This window comes from Streptomyces argenteolus (genome assembly GCF_042902585.1).
In the GTDB taxonomy this organism is placed as follows: Bacteria; Actinomycetota; Actinomycetes; order Streptomycetales; family Streptomycetaceae; genus Streptomyces; species Streptomyces argenteolus.
This window is the reverse complement of sequence record NZ_JBIBEG010000012.1, coordinates 132,333-153,599: the sequence shown is the minus strand read 5'-3', so window position 1 is coordinate 153,599 and position 21,267 is coordinate 132,333. Positions and strand designations below refer to the sequence as shown.

Below are 21,267 nucleotides of genomic sequence, written 5' to 3'. Positions count from 1 at the left end.
CTGATCGATACCAGGTCAGCCGAAGGACCGATCCGGCTCCTGGGACCGTACTCCCCAAGGTGGAGACTTGCCTACGTGACGTATGACTGGTGCCGCTGGCGGGAAGCCGCAGAGTCCGCTTTGTACGGCGAAAAGGGTTTCTACCGGCGCCTGGAAGGCCCGGCGGGCCATTTCCGCACCTCCGTGCACGCCTCCCCGCTCTTCGCGACCGCCGTCGCCCGGCTGCTCGTCGCCACGGCACGGGAGCTCGGCACGGACCGCGTCGACCTGGTCGACATGGGGGCGGGCCGGGGTGAGCTGGTGACCGGGGTCCTTGCGGCGCTCCGGGACGGCGCCCTCGGCCCCGCGCCCGCCGTGAGGGCGTACGCGGTGGAGATCGCCCCGCGCCCCGAGGACCTCGACCCCGCGGTCGAGTGGTGCGCCGAACCTCCCCGGGGCGTACGGGGGCTGCTCTTCGCCAACGAGTGGCTGGACAACGTGCCCACCGAAGTCGCGGAGGCGGACGCCGACGGGGTGGCCCGCTACGTCCTCGTCCGCGCGGACGGCACCGAACGGCTGGGCGATCCCGTGACCGGGGCGGATGCCGAGTGGCTGGACCGCTGGTGGCCGCTGTCGCGGCCGGGCGACCGTGCGGAGATCGGCCGGCCCCGCGACCAGGCCTGGGCCGGGGCCGTCGCGTCACTGACCGCCGGAACGGCCGTGGCGGTGGACTACGCGCATGTACGCGCGGCCAGGCCGCCGTTCGGGACGCTGACCGGCTTCCGGGACGGCCGCGAGGTGCGGCCCGTGCCCGACGGCAGCTGCGACCTGACCTCTCACGTGGCCCTGGACGCGTGCGCCGCGGCGGTCGGCGGAGCCGAGCTCCTGGACCAGCGGACGGCGCTGCGGGAGCTGGGCATCAGCGGCGAACGCCCGCCCCTGGCCAGGGCCTCGGCGGATCCGGCCGGCTATGTGCGGGCACTCGCCTCGGCGGGCGAGGCCGCGGAGCTCACGGCGCGGGGCGGTCTGGGCGACTTCGGCTGGCTGCGGCGACGGGTCGCGGACGGCGGGGAGGGAGAGCGGGGCCCGGCCGGCGAGGAGGGATACTGTCCCGCATGACGGAGACGACGATCGGCATCGGCGGCGCGGCGGAGAGCACCGACATGGTGCTGAACATCGGTCCCCAGCACCCCTCGACGCACGGTGTGCTCCGGCTGCGGCTCGTGCTGGACGGCGAGCGGATCCAGCAGGCCGAGCCGGTCATCGGCTACATGCACCGGGGTGCGGAGAAGCTCTTCGAGGCCCGGGACTACCGCCAGATCATCATGCTCGCCAACCGGCACGACTGGCTCTCGGCGTTCTCCAACGAGCTCGGGGTCGTCATGGCCGTGGAGCGCATGCTCGGCATGGAGGTCCCGGAGCGCGCGGTCTGGACGAGAACACTGCTCGCGGAGCTGAACCGGGTCCTGAACCACCTCATGTTCCTCGGCTCCTATCCCCTCGAACTCGGCGGGATCACCCCGATGTTCCACGCCTTCCGGGAACGCGAGGAGCTCCAGGCCGCGATGGAGGAGGTCTCCGGCGGCCGGATGCACTACATGTTCAACCGGGTCGGCGGCCTCAAGGAGGACCTGCCCGCCGGCTGGCTCGGCCGGGCCAGGGGCGCCGTGGCGTCCGTGCGTTCGCGGATGGACGTGTACGACCGCCTGGTGCTCGGCAACGAGATCTTCCGGGGCCGCACCCGGGGTGTGGGGGTGCTGTCCGCCGACGCCGTGCACGCCTACGGGGTCTCCGGCCCGATCGCCCGTGCTTCCGGTGTCGACTTCGACCTGCGGCGCGACGAGCCGTATCTCGCGTACGGGGAGCTCCGGGACACGCTCAAGGTCGTGACCCGCTCGGAGGGCGACTGCCTGGCCCGGTTCGAGTGCCTGCTGGAGCAGACGCACAACGCGCTGGACCTCGCCGACGCCTGCCTGGACCGGATCGCCGACCTGGCGCCCGGCCCCATCAACCAGCGGCTGCCCAAGGTGCTGAAGGCGCCGGAGGGCCACACCTACGCCTGGACCGAGAACCCCCTGGGCATCAACGGCTACTACCTGGTCTCCACGGGCGAGAAGACCCCGTACCGGCTGAAGCTGCGCTCCGCCTCGTACAACAACATCCAGGCCCTGACGGAGCTGCTGCCGGGCACGCTCGTCGCCGACATGGTGGCGATCCTGGGATCGCTGTTCTTCGTCGTCGGGGACATCGACAAGTAGCCCCGGGAGAGCTCCGGCGGCCGGAGACCCCTGGCCGCCGCCGGGGCCGGGGCGGCCTCCGGCGGACCGGGATGCCCGGCCGGACCGAGCGGCGGCACGGGGGGACGAGGGGCCGCCGGGCCGGGAGACGGCAGGCCGACCGGGAGGCCGCAGCCGGACCGAGCCCTCAGCCCGGCCGAGAAGCCCCTGTCGGACCTGGAGTCCTCAGGAGGAGATCGCCCGCAGCTCGACGACGTCCAGCTGCTCGGTGTCGTCGTGCGGGGTGAGGTCGATGACCTTGCCGACCGCGCGGTTCTCGGCCGCGCCCGTGCGGTGCGCCGCCAGCGCCTCCTCGCCCACCACGTCCGCGAGGTCCTCGTTCTGCACCGACTCGATCGCGGCGCTCGCCTTCTGCGTGCCGAAGAAGTCGAAGCTTCCCTGCGGGACGAGATGGCGGCGGGCCGCGGCGTACGGCACGACGGCGGACGCCGCGGGCACCGTGCGCGGCGGACGCACCTGAGCGGGCGACAGCTGCGGGGCGGGCAGGGCGGTCTGGGGCCGGCGGTGCTGGAGGTCACCCGCTCCGGCGACCGCCGCGTGCTTCCCCTTCGATCCGTTTCCCTCCGCGTCCCGTTCGGCGGTGCGCTCCGCCAGGTCCCGCTGCCTGGCCAGCTCCGCGGTGCGGCGGGCCTCCTGCAGCGCGGCGTTGCGCGAGAGGTCCTGGAGCGCCTGGGCGGCCCTCAGATAGGCACCGGGAGTCGGTGTGGACGGGCTCGGCAGCAGCTCACGCGGGCCGGCGGCCTCGATGGCGAGCTGCCTGCGGCCCTCCAGCGCGGTGGCCCGCTCCGTCTCCGCGTTGGCGTAACGGCGGAGCAGCGCGGCGTGTTCGTTCCGCAGCCCGGCGAGCTCCACGCGCTTGCGGCGCAGCTTGGTCTCCAGCCGGGTGCGCAGTTCCCGTGATTCCTCGAGGTCCGCCTCGATCTCGGCTATGCGCTCCTCGGTCTTCCACTCGTCGCTGGCCCGTGCCCGGGTCAGTTCCGCGACGCGCAGCCCGGCGGCCCGGTCCCAGCTGCGCATCAGACAGGCGCCGGTGACGGCGGCGACCGCCGTCACGGCCACCAGCGCCCGCAGAGCGGGCGGTTCCGCGAGGAGCCATGCGCCGGCGGCACAGAGGACCGGCACTCCGGCCAGCACCGCGGGCGGCAGGATTCTGTGAAGGGGCGGCGAATGGCGGTGTCGTCCTCGTGGCATGGCGCGAAATTTACCGTGCGTACGAGTCACTTGGGAGGCCGCCCGGCAATCTGTTCCCCGCCGGTTACCTTGCGGCCTCTCAAGTGGCCCCGTGAAACGCCCTTCTACTTCTTGATCAAGCCCTTCGACCGCAGATAGTCGGCGGCCGCATCGGCGGGCTTGGCACGCTCGGCATCGACCTTGCGGTTCAGTTCCGCGAGATCCTGCGTGGTGAGCACTCCGGTGAGCTTCGCGAGAGTCTCCGCGATCTCCGGCGCGCCCGCGTCCTCGGCATTGACCACCGGCAGGACGTTGTCCGCGTTCTGCAGCTTCTTGTCGTCCTCGAGGAACACCAGCCCGTACGGTTCGAGCACCGCGTCCGTGGTGGTCGTGAGGACCAGCTGATCCTTGCCGTCCTTGACCGCCTGCTTGGACTGCGGTGTGCCGACACCCTTGGGGTCGATACCCGTGACATCGATGCCGTACGTCTGCTTCAGACCGGGCGCGCAGAACGGCCGCACCTCGCACTCGTCCCCCGCCGCGATCTTCACCTTGATCTTCGAGCTGCCGAGATCGGAAAGCGTCCGCAGGTCGTTCTTCTCGGCGAATTCCTTCGAGACCGCGAAGGCGTTCTGGTCGACCGCGTCGCCCGGCGGAAGGACCTTCAGCCCGAGCGGGGTGGCGAGCTTCTCGAGGGCGGCGACCGTGGCCGTCACGTCACCCGAGGCGACGGGGCTCTTCTCGGCCTCCTTCGCCCCGTTGACCTTGGCGTTGAGGAATTCCGCGAGGGTCGCGGCGTATTCCGGTACGACGTCGATCTCGCCCTTCTCCAGCGAGGGTTCGTACAGTTCGCGGTTCTTCACCGTGGTGATCGATGCGTCGTATCCGGCGTCGCCCAGAATCTGTGCGTAGAGCTCGGCCAGCACCTTGGACTCGGTGAAGGCCGCGGCGCCCACGACGAGCGAGCCCTTCTTGGAGCCTCCGCCCGAGGCCGCGTCCGAGCCGCCCTTCTCCTGCTCCAGGCTGTCGCCGCCGCAGGCGACGAGCGACCCTGCCAGTGCGACCACTCCGACGACCGCACCCGCTATGCGCGAGGTCCTGCTCATGCTGTTCTCCGTCCGCGAAAAAAATTGGTGTGCACAGTCCGAAAAGTCCGCGCGTTCACACGGTCCTGCGGCGGCGCAGGGGCGACAGCAGCCGGTCGAGCGCCACGAGCACGCCCTCCACCACCAGCGCCAGGAGCGCGACCAGTACGGCGCCCGCGAAGACCTGCGCCGTGTCGTAGGTGTTGAAACCCGCGGTGATGATCCTGCCCAGCCCGCCGAGGCCCACCATCGCGGCGATCGATGCGGTCGCGACGACCTGGACGGCGGCGGACCGCAGACCGGTCATGATCATCGGGTAGGCGAGCGGGAGTTCGACCCGCACGAAGAGCTGCCTCGGGGACATCCCCATGCCCCGGGCGGCCTCCAGCACCGACCGGTCCACCTCCCTCATCCCGACGTAGGCGTTCGTCAGCAGCGGAGGCACGGCGAACAGCACCAGCGCGATGACGGTGGGGAGATAGCCGGAGTTGCGCAGGGGCGTCATCATGAAGAGGGCGAGCACCGCGAACACCGGGACCGCACGGCCCACGTTGGAGAGGTTGACGGCCAGCGCGCCCCCCTTGCCCACGTGCCCGAGATACAGCGCGAGGGGCAGAGCGATCGCGCAGGCCACCGCGAGGGCGAGCCCGCTGACGTACAGATGCTCCGCCAGGCGGTGCGCCGCCCCGGCCTCCCCCGTCCAGTTGCCGCCCGTGGTGAGCCAGTCCCAGGCCTCCCCGATGACGCCCATGGATCAGACCGCCTCCGTCTTCGCGATGCCCGCCCCGGCGGATGCCCGGGCGGGCGTCCGTATCCGGGTCCAGGGCGTGAGCAGGCGCTGCACCCCGAGCAGCAGCAGATCCGCGGCCACCGCGAGCAGGACGCAGAGCACCGAGGCGGTGAGCACCTGGGCCTTGAAGAAGCTGGGCAGCGCGTCCTCGATGAGGTTGCCGAGGCCACCCTTGCCGACGAGGGAGCCGACCGTCGTCAGTGCGACCGTCGAGACCGTCGCGATCCGCAGGCCGGCCATCAGCGCGGGCAGCGCGAGGGGGAGTTCGACCTCCCAGAGGAGCCGGGCGGGGCCGTAGCCCATGCCCTTCGCGGCCTCGCGGGCCTCGTCCGGCACCGCTTCGAGGCCGGCGAGGATGTTGCGCACGAGAATGGTCAGCGAGTACAGCACCAGGCCGGTGACCACGAGCGCCGCCGACAGGCCGAAGAGCGGCAGCAGGAGCGAGAACATCGCGAGCGACGGCACGGTGTAGAGCACGGTGGTGAGTCCCAGCACCGGGCCGGCGAAATGCCTGCCCCTGCGTGCGAGCAGCGCGAGCGGAAATGCGACCGCGAGCCCTATCAGCACGGAAGCCGCCGTGATCCAGATGTGCTGGACGGTCGCTTCCGTCAACTCATGGCTGCGGGAGCGCAGATACTCCCCGCAGATCCAGTCGTTCGCCACCAGGCAGTTCTGCTCAGCCATCCGCCCCCACCTCCTGTTTGCCCTCGCGATGTCGCCCCGGCCCTCTCTCGGGTGACCCTATCCCCGACCACCGACAATCGCCGAGGCTGTCGTATTCCGGCAACATGGCCTTCACAGGACCCGCGTCACAATGGGGAATCATGATCCGTTTCGAGCACGTCACCAAGCGGTACGCGGACGGCACCACCGCCGTCGACGGCCTTTCCTTCGAGGTCGCCGAGGGTGAACTGGTCACGCTCGTCGGACCTTCCGGCTGCGGCAAGACGACCACCATGAAGATGGTGAACCGCCTGATCGAACCGACCGAGGGACGGATATTCCTCGACGGGGACGACATATCCGCCATCGACCCGGTACAACTCCGGCGCCGCATCGGCTATGTGATCCAGCAGGTCGGCCTCTTCCCGCACAAGACGGTCCTGGAGAACACGGCGACCGTCCCCCATCTCCTCGGCTGGAAGCGGGAAAAGGGGAAGCGGCGCGCCGCCGAACTGCTCGATCTCGTCGGACTGGATCCTTCCGTTTATGGCGACCGTTATCCGGAGCAGCTTTCCGGCGGCCAGCGTCAACGCGTGGGCGTGGCACGGGCCTTGGCGGCGGACCCGCCGGTCCTGCTGATGGACGAGCCTTTCGGCGCGGTCGACCCGGTCGTCCGTGAGCGGCTCCAGAACGAATTCCTGAAACTGCAGGCGCAGGTCCGCAAGACCGTCCTGTTCGTCACGCACGACATCGAGGAGGCCGTGCGGCTCGGCGACCGGATCGCCGTGTACGGGCAGGGCCGCATCGAGCAGTTCGACACCCCGGCCACCGTGCTCGGCGCCCCGGCGACGCCGTACGTCGCCGATTTCGTGGGGGCCGACCGCGGTCTGAAGCGGCTCTCGGTCACCCCGGTCGAGGAGAGCGATCTGGACCAGCCGCCGGTCGTCCATCTCGACGACCCGCTGGCGAAGGCGACCGAGCGGCTGCGGGCGCAGGGCGCGCGCTGGGCCGTCGTCCTGGACGGCCGGGACAATCTGCACGGCTGGATCTCCGCGGACGACGCGGCGGCGGCCGACGGCACGGTCCGCGAGCACGCCCGGCGCATGGAGGCGTGGCTTCCGCTGGGCGCGCCGCTCAAGCAGGCCTTCGCCACGATGCTCCAGCACGACGCGGGCTGGATCGCCGTCGTCGACGAGGGGAGCGTCGGCCGCTTCCTCGGGGTCCTCACCCCGGCCCGGCTCCACGAGGCCCTGCGCCGGTCGATCGACGCCGACGCGCAGGACGTGCCGCGCTCGCAGGTCGCCGTGGAGACGGTGGCGGGCACCGGCTCCCGGTGAACCCTCGACAGGGGGACGGCATCTGGTGAGCCCTCGGCCGAGGGACGACACCTGGTCAGCCCTCGGCCGGGGGGACGGCACCTGGTGAGCCCTCGGCCGGGGAACAGCTCCCGGTGAGGTTCGCCCGGACGGCCCCGCCCCGGGGCTCCCGCTCCAGGAGGGAGCTTCCCCCGGACGGCGGGGCGGGCGCCTCCCCCTGACGGCGGAAAGAGGGAAAGCCGGATCAAGGGCACGCGCCCGGGGCCGGTGGGCCCGAGGGGCCTTCCCGGAGCCCGCCCCTCCCCGTCGCCGGGCGGTACGGCGGAAGGCCTTCCCTGCTCGCGGGCCCGGGCAGCCCCTTCCCGGGCCTACGCTGGTCGCATGAGTACGTTGCGAGGACGGGGCACGGTCCAAGGTCTGCCGGAGTGGGACCGCTGTGCGGTCATGGGGGTCGTCAATGTGACACCCGACTCCTTCTCCGACGGCGGCCACTGGTTCGACACCACGGCGGCGATCAAGCACGGCCTCGAACTGGTGGCCGAGGGGGCGGATCTCATCGACGTCGGCGGCGAGTCGACCCGCCCGGGCGCGACCCGGGTGGACGAGGCCGAGGAACTGCGGCGGGTCATCCCCGTCGTGCGGGGACTGGCCTCCGAGGGCGTGACCGTCTCCGTGGACACCATGCGCGCCAGCGTCGCCGAGCAGTCGGTGACAGCCGGCGCAGCCCTGGTCAACGACGTGAGCGGCGGCCTGGCCGACCCGGACATGATCCGGGTCGTCGCCGCCGCCGGAGTGCCGTTCGTCGTCATGCACTGGCGCGGTTTCAGCGAGTCGATGAACAGCCGCGCGGTCTACGGGGACGTCGTCGGGGAGGTCGTGGCGGAGCTCAGGGAGCGCATGGACGCCGTGATCGCGGGCGGGGTGGACCCCGCCAAGCTGGTCATCGACCCCGGCCTCGGCTTCGCCAAGGACGCCGCCCAGGACCTCGCACTCGTCGCGCACCTGGACCGGCTGCGTGATCTGGGCCGGCCCCTGCTCGTCGCCGCCTCGCGCAAGCGTTTCCTCGGCCACGTCCTGGCAGGCGAGGACTCGGCCCCACCCCCCGCACGCGAACGGGACGCGGCGACGGCCGCCATCTCCGCCCTCTCGGCCAACGCGGGCGCCTGGGCGGTCCGCGTCCACGCCGTACGGCCCACGGCCGACGCGGTGCGCGTCGCCCGCGCCGTCGAAGGAGCCGCGTGAGCGCCGCCCGCGACGAGCACGAGGAGGCCGCCGCCGACATCGCGGCGGTCGAGGAGGCCAACACCGCCTTCTACGAGGCGATGGAGCGGGGCGACCTCGACGCCCTCTCCGGTCTCTGGCTCCCCGGCGAGGACCTCACGGTCTCCTGCGTGCACCCGGGCTGGCCGGTGCTCACGGGCCGCGGTGAGGTGCTGCGGAGCTACGCCTTGATCATGGCGAACACCGAGTACATCCAGTTCTTCCTGACCGACGTCGGGGTCTCGATGACCGGCGACACGGCCCTGGTCACCTGCACCGAGAACATCCTCAGCGGCGGCCCGGCGGAGGACGGCAACGCGCTCGGCCCGCTCGTCGGCCAGCTCGTCGTCGCCACCAACGTGTTCCGGCGCACACCCGAGGGGTGGAAGCTGTGGTCGCATCACGGTTCCCCCGTACTGGCCGAAACCGGCGAGGAAGAGGACGAAGAGCCGTCCTCCTGAGCCGCGGCGTCCCCCCGGAGGGATTGACCCGCGTGATCACGGGGTATACGCGGCTATCAACCCCTGGCGGGCCAGCGCGCGTCCCCCCGTGCGCGGGCCCTGTCGGTGCTCGCGGGTAGATTCGGAAGACGGCACCTCACCGCCCGCACGCGGCAGGGTGCCTCCAGAGACGACGAACAGCAGGAGTGATTCGCGTGGATCGTGTCGCGCTGCGCGGCCTCAAGGCCCGTGGGCACCACGGTGTCTTCCCCAAGGAACGCGAAGAGGGCCAGACCTTCATCGTGGACCTGGTGCTCGGCCTCGACACCCGCCCCGCGGCAGCCGCCGACGACCTGTCGAAGACGGTCCACTACGGCGTGGTCGCCGAGGAGGTGGTCGGTGTCGTCCAGGGTGAGCCGGTCGATCTGATCGAGACCCTCGCGGAACGCATCGCGCAGCAGTGCCTCAAGCACGACGGGGTCGAGGAGGTCGAGGTCGTCGTCCACAAGCCGGACGCGCCGATCACCGTCCCCTTCGACGACGTGACCATCACCATCACCCGGAGCCGAGCATGACTGCATTTTCCACCGAAGGGCAGAGCGACCCGACCGTACAGCCGGTTCCCGCCGCCGTGGTCGAGCAGGTCGACGCGGCAGACGTCACCCTGTCCAACCCCAAACTGGCCGTGATCTCCCTCGGCTCAAACCTCGGCAACCGCCTGGAGACCCTCCAGGGCGCCGTCGACGCCTTGGAGGACACCCCGGGCCTCCGGGTCAAGGCCGTCTCCCCGGTCTACGAGACGGAGCCCTGGGGCGTCGACCCCGGCTCCCAGCCCTCGTACTTCAACGCGGTGATCGTCGTGAAGACGACACTGCCCCCCTCCTCCCTGCTGGAGCGCGGCCAGGCCATCGAGGAAGCCTTCGACCGGGTCCGCGAGGAGCGCTGGGGGCCGCGCACGATCGACGTCGACATCGTGTCGTACGCCGACGTCGTCTCCGACGACCCGCTGCTCACCCTTCCGCACCCGCGCGCCCACGAGCGCGCCTTCGTCCTCGCGCCCTGGCACGACGTGGACCCGGAGGGCCGGCTGCCCGGCGCGGGTCCGGTGTCCGAACTGCTGGCCGGCGTCGGCCGCGAAGGAGTGCTGCCCCGGCCCGACCTGGAACTCCGTCTCCCTGAGTAGTCGTTAGGCTCAAGGACGAACGAAACGGCGACGGCCCGGGTGGACGACCCGGGCCGGACGCCACGGGCCACGGCGGCGAAAGGCGGCACTCTCGGTGAAGCAACTACGGCTCCGGCTCCTGGCCGGACTCTTCGCCGGGGCCGGCGTGCTGTCCTGGGGCGGAGCGCGCCTCTGGGACTCCCTGGGCAGCCTGCCGAGCGTGCCCCTCGCCGCGCCCATCGTGCTGGCCGCGATCGCCGTCGTCCTGCTCGCCACGGCCCTTTCCATCCGGTCCCGGCTGCGCGCCCAGCGGGAGCGCCGTCCCGGGGCGAAGGGCGTGGAGCCGCTGATGGCGGCGCGCGCCCTGGTGTTCGGCCAGGCGAGCGCGCTCGTCGCCTCCCTGGTCGCCGGGATGTACGGCGGCACCGGCGTCTTCCTGCTCGGCTCACTCGACGTACCGCCCCGCCGGGACCAGGCCATCTACGCGGGCTTCGCGGTCCTCGCGGGTGTCGCGGTCGTCGCCGCCGCCTTCTTCCTCGAGCGCGTCTGCAAGCTCCCGGAGGACGACGACAGGAACACCGCCCAGGCCGCCTGAGGCCTCCGGTCCGGATCAGTCCTGACCCGCCGGACCGGCCACCGGGTCCTCGATCGGCGTGACCGGTCCCCGAGGCGGTCGAGCGGGCCGTCGAGGGCGGAGGACACCAGGTTCATCGGCGTCCCGCAGGCGTGCCCTCCCATCGGCCCGTGGGTCGCGGGGCGGCCGGCGAGCCGCTCGTACCACCGGACGGCCGCTCGATGTCCATGACGGGGCGCTGCGACCGGCACAGGGGCGAACGACACGGGAGGACTCCCCCCGTCACGGGCTCGGCCCGTGCCGCCGGACCACTCGGCCGGGCCCCCGGCACTCGGCGACGCCCCGGGTACCGCCCGGTTCAGCGCGCCATGATCAGGCTCATCGCCTCGGCGCGCGTGGCCGGATCACGCAGCTGTCCCCGCACCGCGGAGGTGAGCGTCTTGGCCCCGGGCTTGCGGATGCCGCGCATCGACATGCACATGTGCTCGCACTCCACGACGACGATGACCCCGCGCGGCTCCAGGATCGCCATGAGGGACTCCGCGATCTGCGTGGTGAGGCGCTCCTGGACCTGCGGCCGACGGGCGTAGACGTCGACCAGCCGCGCGAGCTTCGACAGACCCGTGATCTTGCCTGAGGTCGCCGGGATGTAGCCGACGTGGGCCACCCCGTGGAACGGCACCAGGTGGTGCTCACAGGTGCTGAACACCTCGATGTCCTTGACGAGCACCATCTCGTCGTGGCCGAGGTCGAACGTCGTCGTCAGAACGTCCTCGGGCTCCTGGTGGAGGCCGGCGAATATCTCCTTGTACGCACGTGCCACGCGGCCAGGCGTCTCCAGCAGACCTTCGCGGTCCGGATCCTCCCCGACCGCGATGAGCAGTTCCCGTACGGCGGCCTCGGCCCGCTTCTCGTCGAATACGCCGATCGAACCCTGCCCGTCGAGCGTCACCGGGTCGGTCATCTGTGCCTCGTTCCTCTGTGCAGTCACATGCGCAGGCCCGCCCGGACCTCGGAGAAGAAGGCAGGCATGGCGCAGGCGTACGAAAAAGCCGCGCCCCCACAGGCTAGAACCTGAGGGGCGCGGCATCCATTCCGGGCCTGGTGGAGCCCCCGTGACGGGGGCCACACCGGGTCGGGCCGGGACTAGCTCTCGGGACGGTCCTCCGGAAGCGGCTCCGGGGAAGCGCCGTTGCTCTTCGTGATGTCCGTCGGAGCGATCTCCGGGGTGGCCGAACCATTGGCAGCGCCGTTGGTCAGAGCCAGCTCCTTGGGAGACAGCACCGGCGGACGCGTCGACGGAGTGCGCCGGGCGGAACCGGTCCACGCCGGACGGGCCGGGCGCTTCACGATCGGGGCGAAGATCTCGGCGATCTGTTCCTTGCCGAGCGTCTCCTTCTCGAGAAGCTCCAGGACCAGCGCGTCGAGGATGTCGCGATTCTCCACGAGGATTTCCCACGCGTCGTTGTGCGCGGTCTCGATGAGCTTCTTGACCTCTTCGTCGACGAGCGCGGCGACCTCTTCGGAGTAATCCCGCTGGTGGCCCATCTCCCGGCCCACGAAGGGCTCGGTGTTGTCGCCGCCGAACTTGATCGCACCGAGGCGCTCGGTCATGCCGTACTGCGTGACCATCGCGCGGGCCGTGGCGGTGGCCTTCTCGATGTCGTTCGCAGCGCCGGTCGTCGGGTCGTGGAAGACCAGCTCCTCGGCCGCGCGCCCGCCCAGCATGTACGCCAGCTGGTCGAGCATCTCGTTGCGCGTCGTGGAGTACTTGTCCTCCTCCGGGAGCACCATCGTGTAACCGAGGGCACGTCCACGGGAGAGGATCGTGATCTTGTGGACCGGGTCCGACTGGGGTGAGGCCGCCGCGACCAGGGCGTGTCCGCCCTCGTGGTACGCGGTGATCTTCTTTTCCTTCTCGGACATGATCCGGGTCCGCTTCTGCGGGCCCGCCACGACGCGGTCGATGGCCTCGTCGAGCATGTGGTTGTCGATCAGCTTCTTGTTGCTGCGCGCGGTGAGGAGCGCCGCTTCGTTCAGCACGTTCGACAGGTCGGCACCGGTGAAGCCCGGGGTACGACGGGCGACCGCGTTGAGGTCGACGTCCTCCGCGACGGGCTTGCCCTTCTGGTGCACCTTGAGGATCTCCAGGCGGCCCTGCATGTCCGGGCGGTCGACGGCGATCTGCCGGTCGAAGCGTCCGGGACGCAGCAGCGCCGGGTCCAGGATGTCCGGCCGGTTCGTGGCGGCGATCAGGATGACGCCGCCCTTCACGTCGAAGCCGTCCATCTCGACGAGCAGCTGGTTGAGCGTCTGCTCGCGCTCGTCGTGACCGCCGCCCATGCCCGCACCGCGGTGCCGGCCGACGGCGTCGATCTCGTCGACGAAGACGATGGCCGGGGCGTTCGCCTTGGCCTGCTCGAAGAGGTCACGGACACGGGAGGCACCGACACCGACGAACATCTCGACGAAGTCGGAACCGGAGATCGAGTAGAACGGCACGCCCGCCTCGCCCGCGACGGCGCGAGCGAGCAGCGTCTTACCCGTTCCGGGCGGCCCGTACAGCAGGACACCCTTGGGGATCTTGGCGCCGACGGCCTGGAACTTCGCCGGCTCCTGGAGGAATTCCTTGATCTCGTACAGTTCCTCGACGGCCTCGTCCGACCCCGCCACGTCGGCGAACGTCGTCTTCGGCGTGTCCTTGGTGATCAGCTTGGCCTTGGACTTGCCGAACTGCATGACCTTGGAGCCGCCGCCCTGCATCTGATTCATCAGAAACAGGAACACGACCACGATCAGGACGAAGGGCAGCAGGGAGAGAAGGATCGAGACGAACGGGGACTGCTTCGACGGCGAGACGGTGTAACCCTTCTCGATGTCACCGCTCTCGAACTTCTTCTGCAACGTGTCGGCCAGCTCGACACCCTGGTTGCCGATGTAGCTCGCCTGGAACTTGCTGCCGGACTCGCCCTCGAGCTTCTGCTTGTCCTTCAGCTCGATCTTCAGGATCTGTTCGTCACCGGTGGTCAGCTTGGCCTGCTCCACCTGGTTCTTACTGATCGCCTGGATCACCTTGCCGGTGTCCACCGTCTTGTAGCCGCCGGACGAGCCGACGACCTGCATCAGCACGACCACGGCGAGGACGGCCAGCACGATCCACATGACCGGCCCACGGAAGTATCGCTTCACGTCCATCCATACGGAGCGAAGACGCCCCGTCCCTCCTGCCCGTAGGTAAATGCTGCTGTGAGAAAAGACTGTTCTTCGGACGGTACCCCAGCATTGTCACCCGTGACCGCAGTGGACGTCCGACAAACCCGTCTTCGAAGGCTCCAACGGCCCGAACGCCACAAGGGTTCCCGGGAGTCCGGCCGGGTTCGGCCGGGTCCCGTGGGGCCGGACGGGTCAGCCGCCGTAGACGTGAGGGGCGAGCGTACCGACGAAGGGGAGGTTGCGGTACTTCTCCGCGTAGTCCAGTCCGTAGCCGACGACGAACTCGTTGGGGATGTCGAAGCCGACCCACTTCACGTCGATCGCGACCTTGGCGGCGTCCGGCTTGCGCAGCAGCGTGCAGACCTCCAGGCTCGCGGGTTCGCGGGAGCCGAGGTTGGTCAGCAGCCAGGACAGCGTCAGCCCCGAGTCGATGATGTCCTCGACGATCAGGACGTGCTTGCCCTTGATGTCGGTGTCGAGGTCCTTGAGGATCCGGACGACGCCCGAGGACTGGGTGCCCGCGCCGTACGAGGAGACGGCCATCCAGTCCATGGTGACGGGGGTGGACAGCGCGCGGGCCAGGTCCGCCATGACCATCACCGCGCCCTTGAGCACGCCGACGATGAGCAGGTCCTTGCCCGCGTACTCCGCGTCGATCTTCGCTGCCAGCTCGACGAGCTTCGCGTCGATCTCTTCCTTGGTGAGGAGCACCGACTGAAGGTCGGTGCCCATGTCCTTCTCGTTCACCCGCGTCTCTTTCTCTGCCCTGCCGGACCCGGACTGTTCCCCGGGGCCGGACCGGCGTTTCGCCTGCACTTCAGCCGCTTGCGCTTCAGCTCTGCCGAATCACCAGTCTGCCACCCTGGCGCCGCACCTCGACGCGGCCGGGCAGGTTGATGGCGCCCTGGCCGCGCCAGCCGGTGATGAGCCGGTCGACTTCCTCGATGTGACGGGCGAAGAGGGAACCGGCCGGGGAGCCGGCGTCGATCACGGCGCGGCGCAGCACCCGGCGGCGTACCGCGGGCGGCAGGACGGAAAGCTTGGCGCACTCCAGCCGTCCGTCGTCGTCCCGGACCGAACCGGCGGCCTCGGCGGCCCAGGTGTCGAGGGCGTCGGCATCGTCCCGGGAGAGCTGAGCCGTACGGGCGAGAGCTTCCACCACACCTTTGCCCAGCGCCTTCTCCAGGGCGGGCAGGCCCTCGTGGCGCAGCCGGGAGCGGGTGTAGGCGGGGTCGATGTTGTGAGGATCGTCCCAGACCGGGATCGCCTGCACGAGACAGGCCTTGCGGGCGGTCTGCCGGTCGAGCTGGAGGAAGGGGCGGCGGTAGCGGCCCGAGGGGCCCGAGGCGGCGGCCATCCCGGAGAGCGAGCGGATGCCCGAGCCCCGCGCGAGGCCGAGCAGGACGGTCTCGGCCTGGTCGTCGCGGGTGTGGCCCAGCAGGACGGCGGCGGCGCCGAGGCGCTCCGCCGCCGCGTCCAAAGCGGCGTAGCGGGCCTCACGGGCGGCGGCTTCGGGGCCGCCCTCACGGCCGACCTGGACGGCCACGGCCTCGACCGGGTCGAGCCGCATCTCGCCGAGCCGGGTGACGACCTCGTCGGCGCGGAGGCCGGAACCGGGCTGGAGGTTGTGGTCGACGGTGATGCCACCCGCGCGGACGGGGAGCTTGCGCGACTCGAAGGCCAGCGCGGAGGCGAGCGCCATCGAGTCGGCACCCCCGGAGCACGCGACGAGCACCAGCGGGGTGTCGGGGCGTTCCGGAAGCCCGGGGCGCCGGACGCCGGCGCCGGCTTCGGCCAACTCGGCGTGGCCGGCCTGTGCGCGGTGCCGGCTGTATTCGGTGACGACGTCGTGGAGTACGCGGCGGACCGCCAGGCGTATCGCCGCGACCGCAGGATGGGGACCCATGTCCGGTGCCCTTCGGGTGGAGTTCTGGGAGGGGTGCCTCGGGGCGCCGGGACGGAGTCCCGTCACTCAGAGTGCGTCGATGGTGACAGAGCCAAGCTGTTCATCGAGCATTGCACGCCTTCCCATGCCCCTATGGTCCCTCGGATGGGTGATTGGAGGGGCAATCTTCCGCCACCGGACCGGCCATGATCACGAATCTGCCCTACGGTGCACCCGCGCCACCCAGTCCGCCGGTGCGGCGATCTCGGCCTTGGTCGGGAGGGTGTTGGGAGAGGTCCACACCCGGTTGAAGCCGTCCATGCCGACCTCGTCGACCACGGCCCGGACGAACTTCTCGCCGTCGCGGTACTGCCGGAGCTTGGCGTCGAGACCCAGGAGCTTGCGGAGCGCCAGGTCCAGCCGGCTCGCGCCGCGTGCCCTGCGCTGCTGGAACTTCTCCCGGATCTCGGCGACGGAACCCACCACCTCGGGGCCCACCCCGTCCATCACGAAGTCGGCGTGCCCTTCGAGCAGGGACATCACGGCGGTGAGACGGCCCAGGATCTCGCGCTGGGACGGCGTCTGGACGATCTCGACGAGGCTGCGCCCGCCCTCGTCGCCCTCCTCGCCCTCGGGGCGGCTGCCGCCGGTGAAGGTCTGCGCGGCCTCGCGGAGGCGTTCGAGGACGGTCATCGGGTCGACGTCGGTCTCGTCCAGGAAGGCCTGGATCTCGCCCTGCAAGTGGTCGCGGAGCCAGGGGACTCCGGTGAACTGGGTGCGGTGCGTCTCCTCGTGGAGGGCCACCCAGAGCCGGAAGTCGTGGGGGTCGACCTCGAGTTCGCGTTCGACGTGGACGATGTTGGGAGCGACGAGGAGCAGCCGGCCGCCGCCCTCGGCCGAGCCGGGCAGTTCGCGCGTGGCGGGGGCGAAGGTCTCGTACTGGCCGAGGACGCGGGAGGCGAGGAACGAGAGCAGCATGCCCAGCTCGACGCCGGTCACCTTGCCGCCCACCGCGCCGAGCACGGCGTTGCCCGGGCCGCCGCCACGCCGGTCCTGCAGCTTCCCCAGCAGCGGACGCAGCAGTTCGCGGAAGCCCGCCACGTTGGCCCTGATCCAGCCCGCCCGGTCGACGACCAGGACGGGGGTGTCCTCGGGTTCGTGCCCGTCCGGGATCATCCGGGTGAACGAACGGACGTGCTCCTCCGAGGCCTTGGCATGCCTGCGGAGCTCGGCCACGACGGCCCGGGCCTCCTCACGGCTGATCTCGGGACCCGGCCTCACGAACCGGGTCGCTGTCGCGACCGCGAGATTCCAGTCGACCATCTCGGCACCACCGATGCTCGTCATGCGTCAACCGTACGTGAGGTGGTCGCCCCGTGGTGGGGTGTCAGGCGGTCATCCGGCCGCTCCGGTGAGGGCGGCTGCCAGCGTGTCCAGTGCGGCCTCCGCCTCGTCCGGGGATGTGGTGCCGGAGGCCAGGAAGGCGAAGGCGAGCAGCCGTCCCTTCGCGTCGACCGCCGTACCGGCCAGGCTGTTCACCCCGGTGAGGGTGCCCGTCTTGGCCCTGATCAGGCCCGTTCCACGGGAGGTCGCCGTGTAGCGGTCACCGAGGGTGCCGCTGAAACCCGCCACCGGGAGGCCCGTGAGGACCGGACGGAGCTCGGGGTGGTCCGGATCCGCCGCCAGCGCGAGCAGTCCGGCCAGCAGGGTGGCCGTCACCTTGTCGGCGCGGTCGAGACCGCTGCCGTCGGCCAGCCGGGCACCGGCCGTCGGCAGGCCCAGCGCCTTCAGACGCGCGGTGACCGCCCGGCGGCCTCCCGCGAAGGAGGCCGGCTCGCCCGCCTTGAGCGCGGTCTGCCGGGCCAGCGCCTCGGCGATGTCGTTGTCGCTGTTGGTCAGGGCGCGTTCGACGAGCGCGGAGAGCGGTGCGGACAGATGCGTCGCCACCGTCCGGGCCCCGGCGGCGGTCCGCCCGGGCGTGGGCCCGGACCGCGTCTCGACACCGGCCTCGTCCAGCAGCTCCGCGAAGGTGCGCGCCGCGTCACCGGCGGGGTCGTCGGTGCGGGGGGCCGGTCCCCGGGTGCTCCCGTCCAGGCGGCCCTCGTCGGCCATGAGCGCGCTGACACGAGCGATGTTCTCGTTGCGGCCGATCGGGTGCACGGCCGGTCCCGAGTAGCGCGAGGTGTCGTACGTCAGCCGGACGGCCCCGGCGCCGTCGGCGCGCAGGGAGCGCGCGGTGTCGGCGGCCAGGGAGCGCAGGGCTGCCTCGTCCAGGGTGGGATCGCCGCCCCCGGCAAGGGTGACCGTCCGGGAGTCCGGGGAGAGCCGGACCGTCGTGGCGATGCGGTGATGGGGCCCGAGCGCGGAGAGCGCTGCGGCGGCCGTGGCGATCTTCACCGTGGAGGCGGGGGTCATCGGGGTCGTCGCGCCGTCGGCGTACACCTGCTCGCCGGTGGCCACGTCGACGACCACCGCGGTACGCACGGAACCGAGGGCGGGAGAGTCCAGCAGCGGGGCGAGGGCAGCCGCCAGCGCGTTCTTCCCGGCCGCGGCCGAGTGTCCTGCCGTGTCACCCAGGGCGGTCAGAACGGGGGGCGCGCTGGGGGCGGGTGCCGGCGTGTCCGACGCCTCCCCTTGGTGATGTGCGCCACCTGCACGCTCCTGGACGGCTGCGAGGTCCCGCTCGGCCTTACGCTGACCGGAGTCCCACGGACCGGCGGCCAGCACGGCACCGACGGCGACCACCAGGCCGAGCACGGCGGAGCCTGCGACGAGCCGGAGGTCCTGCGAACCGCTCCCGCGCTTCAGGTACGTCGGGGCTTTCCACCCGCCCCACCTGTTCAACGGTTCCTCCGTCGGTTTCTCCACCGGCTCGGCCACCGTTGACCAGCCCCTTTCGCGAGCACTCGTCTGCGTGAGGGACACTTAACCACCAGTCGTATGTGTTGATCATGGAGGAGCCACCCGTGGAGTTCGACGTCACCATCGAGATCCCGAAGGGTTCGCGGAACAAGTACGAGGTGGACCACGAGACCGGTCGGATCCGCCTGGACCGTCGACTCTTCACCTCGACCAGCTACCCGGCCGACTACGGCTTCGTAGAGAACACCCTCGGCGAGGACGGCGACCCGCTGGACGCGCTGGTCATCCTGGACGAGCCGACCTTCCCCGGCTGCCTCATCAAGTGCCGTGCCATCGGCATGTTCCGGATGACCGACGAGGCCGGCGGCGACGACAAGCTGCTGTGCGTCCCGGCGTCCGACCCCCGGGTGGAGCACCTGCGCGACATCCACCACGTGTCGGAGTTCGACCGCCTGGAGATCCAGCACTTCTTCGAGGTCTACAAGGACCTGGAGCCCGGCAAGTCCGTCGAGGGCGCCGACTGGGTCGGCCGCGCCGAGGCGGAGGCCGAGATCGAGGCCTCCTACAAGCGCCTCGAGGCGCAGGGCGGCTCGCACTGACGTGATCCTTCCGGTTCCGCTTACGGGCGGGACGGTACGGGTCACGGGGTACGGGGCCGAGCGGCCCCGTTGACCGTTCACCACGGGCGGCGCACCTTCACCGGTGTGCCGCCCGTTGTGCGTCGCCCCCCATGTCCGTGCCCATACTGGGCAGAAGCGCTCCCAGGACGGAACGGGCGGTCGAGGAGGAACGAGGTCGAGTGGTGGCGGAACAGGGCGGTCCCGAGGACCAGAAGCCCCAGTCCGACGAGGCACGCAGCGCGTTCGTCCCGCCGGCCGGTGTGGAGCAGCCGCCACCGTCCGAGGACGACCACCCCACATCGGAATTCGCCCTTCCGGCGGGACTGCACACCGATCCGTCCGCGACGTCCGGGCCCGGCTCGGGTTCCGGTTCCGGCCCGGGGACCGGCGGCTCGGGGTCCGACACCCTCTCCTCCGCCTTCGTGCCCCCGAGCGGCTACCAGGCGCAGCCCCACCCGCCGGCCTTCACGCCCGCGCACGGCATTCCGATGGTCCGGCTGACCAAGGAAGCCCCGTGGCAGGACCGGATGCGCACGATGCTCCGGATGCCCGTCTTCGAGCGCCCGGCACCCGAGATGGTGCAGAAGACGGACGACTCGGGTCCCGCCGTCCCCCGCGTGCTCGACCTGACCCTCCGCATCGGCGAACTGCTGCTCGCGGGCGGCGAGGGCGCCGAGGACGTCGAGGCGGCCATGTTCGCGGTCTCGCGCTCCTACGGACTCGACCGCTGCGAGCCGACGGTCACCTTCACGCTGCTGTCCATCTCGCACCAGCCGTCGCTTGTCGACGACCCGGTGACGGCCAGCCGCACCGTACGCCGCCGGGGCACCGACTACACCCGGCTGGCCGCGGTGTTCCGGCTGATCGACGACATCACCACGGCCGAGCACGTCGAGGTCTCGCTGGAGGAGGCCTACCGGCGCCTGGCCGAGATCCGCCGTAACCGTCACCCGTACCCGGGCTGGGTACTGACCGTCGCCGCCGGGCTCCTCGCCGGATCGGCATCGGTACTGGTCGGCGGTGGCGTGCTGGTCTTCCTGGTGGCGGCGGCGGGCGCCATGCTCGGCGACCGGCTGGCCTGGCTGTGCGCCGGCCGCGGGTTGCCGGAGTTCTACCAGTTCACGGCCGCGGCCATGCCGCCGGCGGCGATGGGCATCGCGCTGACCCTCACGCATTCGACGGACATCCGGCCGTCAGCGGTGATCACCGGTGGACTCTTCGCCCTGCTGCCGGGGCGGGCCCTGGTCGCCGGCGTGCAGGACGGCCTGACCGGCTACTACATCACCGCCGGGGCCCGGCTCCTGGAGGTCATGTACTTCTTCATCGGCATCGTGGCGGGGGTGCTGCTGATGCTCTATCTGGGCGTCCAGCTCGGCGCCCAGCTGAACCCGGAGGCACGCTTCGTGCCGAACGACCGGCCGGTGCTCCAGATCCTCGCCTCGATGCTCCTCACACTGGCCTTCGCCGTCCTGCTCCAGCAGGAGCGCTCGACCGTGCTGGCGGTGACCCTGAACGGGGGCGTGGCCTGGGTGATCTACGGCGCGATGGCCCGCACCGGCGGGATCTCCCCGGTGGCGGCGACGGCGGTCGCGGCCGGTCTGGTGGGACTGTTCGGCCAGCTGCTCTCGCGCTACCGCTACACGTCGTCGCTGCCGTACATCACGGCGGCGATCGGCCCGCTGCTGCCCGGTTCGGCGACCTACTTCGGTCTGCTGGGTGTGGCCCAGAACGAGGTGGACGCGGGGCTCGCCTCGCTCTTCACCGCTGTCGCCACGGCGCTGGCGATCGCCATCGGTGTCAATCTGGGGAGCGAGATCTCCCGGCTCTTCATGCGCGTCCCCGGCGCGGTCGAGGGCGCCTCCCGCCGGGCGGCCAAGCGGACCCGCGGCTTCTGACACAACGGAACGGCGCCCTGGTCCCGTGCGGGACCAGGGCGCCGTTCCGTGAGTGC

The 21,267-nt window shown here is 71.1% G+C and carries 20 protein-coding genes; 10 read left to right on the top strand and 10 right to left on the bottom strand.

Going from position 1 to position 21,267, the window contains the following annotated elements; genetic code table 11:
* Positions 1-75 precede the first annotated feature (75 nt).
* Both ACFY8O_RS31330 and ACFY8O_RS31325 read left to right on the top strand, forming a co-directional pair.
* A complete protein-coding gene (locus ACFY8O_RS31330) occupies positions 76-1,098 on the top strand; it encodes an SAM-dependent methyltransferase (RefSeq protein WP_387908403.1) in 1,023 nt (340 codons plus the stop codon).
* Positions 1,095-2,237, top strand: a complete 1,143-nt coding sequence (locus ACFY8O_RS31325) for an NADH-quinone oxidoreductase subunit D (RefSeq protein ID WP_387908400.1) — start codon at positions 1,095-1,097, stop codon at positions 2,235-2,237. Before ACFY8O_RS31330 ends, ACFY8O_RS31325 begins: the two co-directional genes overlap by 4 nt.
* 204 nt (positions 2,238-2,441) lie before the next feature.
* On the opposite strand, the gene ACFY8O_RS31320 is transcribed toward ACFY8O_RS31325, so the two are convergent.
* From ACFY8O_RS31320 to ACFY8O_RS31305, 4 genes are all read right to left on the bottom strand, one after another.
* A complete protein-coding gene (locus ACFY8O_RS31320) occupies positions 2,442-3,467 on the bottom strand; it encodes a hypothetical protein (RefSeq protein ID WP_145809577.1) in 1,026 nt (341 codons plus the stop codon).
* Positions 3,468-3,571: 104 nt separating this feature from the next.
* Positions 3,572-4,552, bottom strand: a complete 981-nt coding sequence (locus ACFY8O_RS31315; protein ID WP_387908397.1) for an ABC transporter substrate-binding protein — start codon at positions 4,550-4,552, stop codon at positions 3,572-3,574.
* Between the two features lie 55 nt (positions 4,553-4,607).
* A complete protein-coding gene (locus ACFY8O_RS31310) occupies positions 4,608-5,282 on the bottom strand; it encodes an ABC transporter permease (protein WP_387908394.1) in 675 nt (224 codons plus the stop codon).
* A gap of 3 nt (positions 5,283-5,285) precedes the next feature.
* Complete coding sequence (locus ACFY8O_RS31305) at positions 5,286-6,005, bottom strand: ABC transporter permease (RefSeq protein ID WP_387908391.1); 720 nt, start codon at positions 6,003-6,005, stop codon at positions 5,286-5,288.
* Between the two features lie 140 nt (positions 6,006-6,145).
* Here ACFY8O_RS31305 and ACFY8O_RS31300 point away from each other — a divergent pair, with 140 nt between their 5' ends.
* The 6 genes from ACFY8O_RS31300 (at position 6,146) to ACFY8O_RS31275 (ending at position 10,757) form a co-directional block, all read left to right on the top strand.
* On the top strand, positions 6,146-7,321 hold the full coding sequence (locus tag ACFY8O_RS31300) for an ABC transporter ATP-binding protein (RefSeq protein ID WP_145809569.1): 1,176 nt from the start codon (positions 6,146-6,148) through the stop codon (positions 7,319-7,321).
* A 360-nt stretch (positions 7,322-7,681) separates the two neighbouring features.
* Complete coding sequence (gene folP / locus ACFY8O_RS31295; protein WP_387908387.1) at positions 7,682-8,542, top strand: dihydropteroate synthase; 861 nt, start codon at positions 7,682-7,684, stop codon at positions 8,540-8,542.
* Entirely contained in the window at positions 8,539-9,021 is a 483-nt protein-coding gene (locus ACFY8O_RS31290; RefSeq protein WP_145809565.1) for a nuclear transport factor 2 family protein, read from the top strand. Before folP ends, ACFY8O_RS31290 begins: the two co-directional genes overlap by 4 nt.
* A 194-nt stretch (positions 9,022-9,215) precedes the next feature.
* Complete coding sequence (gene folB / locus ACFY8O_RS31285) at positions 9,216-9,575, top strand: dihydroneopterin aldolase (RefSeq protein ID WP_145809563.1); 360 nt, start codon at positions 9,216-9,218, stop codon at positions 9,573-9,575.
* Positions 9,572-10,183, top strand: coding sequence for a 2-amino-4-hydroxy-6-hydroxymethyldihydropteridine diphosphokinase (gene folK, locus ACFY8O_RS31280; RefSeq protein ID WP_145809560.1), 612 nt, complete (start codon positions 9,572-9,574; stop codon positions 10,181-10,183). The genes folB and folK overlap by 4 nt, the downstream gene beginning before the upstream one ends.
* A 94-nt stretch (positions 10,184-10,277) precedes the next feature.
* Positions 10,278-10,757 carry a DUF3180 domain-containing protein gene (locus ACFY8O_RS31275; protein ID WP_145809556.1) on the top strand — a complete coding sequence of 160 codons (480 nt, stop codon included), beginning with the start codon at positions 10,278-10,280 and terminating at the stop codon, positions 10,755-10,757.
* Between the two features lie 337 nt (positions 10,758-11,094).
* On the opposite strand, the gene folE is transcribed toward ACFY8O_RS31275, so the two are convergent.
* The 6 genes from folE to dacB all read right to left on the bottom strand — a co-directional run bounded on the left by folE (position 11,095) and on the right by dacB (position 18,714).
* The gene (gene folE, locus ACFY8O_RS31270; protein WP_145809552.1) at positions 11,095-11,700 is read right to left on the bottom strand and encodes a GTP cyclohydrolase I FolE; all 606 of its coding nucleotides are present in this window, start codon (positions 11,698-11,700) and stop codon (positions 11,095-11,097) included.
* A 182-nt stretch (positions 11,701-11,882) separates the two neighbouring features.
* Positions 11,883-13,931, bottom strand: coding sequence for an ATP-dependent zinc metalloprotease FtsH (ftsH, locus tag ACFY8O_RS31265; protein ID WP_145809551.1), 2,049 nt, complete (start codon positions 13,929-13,931; stop codon positions 11,883-11,885).
* Positions 13,932-14,141: 210 nt separating this feature from the next.
* On the bottom strand, positions 14,142-14,681 hold the full coding sequence (gene hpt, locus ACFY8O_RS31260) for a hypoxanthine phosphoribosyltransferase (RefSeq protein ID WP_014155504.1): 540 nt from the start codon (positions 14,679-14,681) through the stop codon (positions 14,142-14,144).
* A 100-nt stretch (positions 14,682-14,781) separates the two neighbouring features.
* Positions 14,782-15,855 (bottom strand): tRNA lysidine(34) synthetase TilS, encoded by a 1,074-nt coding sequence (gene tilS, locus ACFY8O_RS31255; RefSeq protein ID WP_387908380.1) that lies wholly within the window; start codon positions 15,853-15,855, stop codon positions 14,782-14,784.
* Positions 15,856-16,044: 189 nt separating this feature from the next.
* Entirely contained in the window at positions 16,045-17,181 is a 1,137-nt protein-coding gene (locus ACFY8O_RS31250) for a zinc-dependent metalloprotease (RefSeq protein WP_145809547.1), read from the bottom strand.
* A 48-nt stretch (positions 17,182-17,229) separates the two neighbouring features.
* On the bottom strand, positions 17,230-18,714 hold the full coding sequence (gene dacB, locus ACFY8O_RS31245) for a D-alanyl-D-alanine carboxypeptidase/D-alanyl-D-alanine endopeptidase (protein WP_387908376.1): 1,485 nt from the start codon (positions 18,712-18,714) through the stop codon (positions 17,230-17,232).
* An 86-nt stretch (positions 18,715-18,800) separates the two neighbouring features.
* Here dacB and ACFY8O_RS31240 point away from each other — a divergent pair, with 86 nt between their 5' ends.
* Both ACFY8O_RS31240 and ACFY8O_RS31235 read left to right on the top strand, forming a co-directional pair.
* Positions 18,801-19,295 (top strand): inorganic diphosphatase, encoded by a 495-nt coding sequence (locus ACFY8O_RS31240; protein ID WP_145809691.1) that lies wholly within the window; start codon positions 18,801-18,803, stop codon positions 19,293-19,295.
* Between the two features lie 200 nt (positions 19,296-19,495).
* Positions 19,496-21,211: a threonine/serine exporter family protein gene (locus ACFY8O_RS31235; RefSeq protein WP_145809543.1), complete on the top strand. Its 1,716-nt coding sequence runs from the start codon at positions 19,496-19,498 to the stop codon at positions 21,209-21,211.
* Positions 21,212-21,267: the final 56 nt, after the last annotated feature.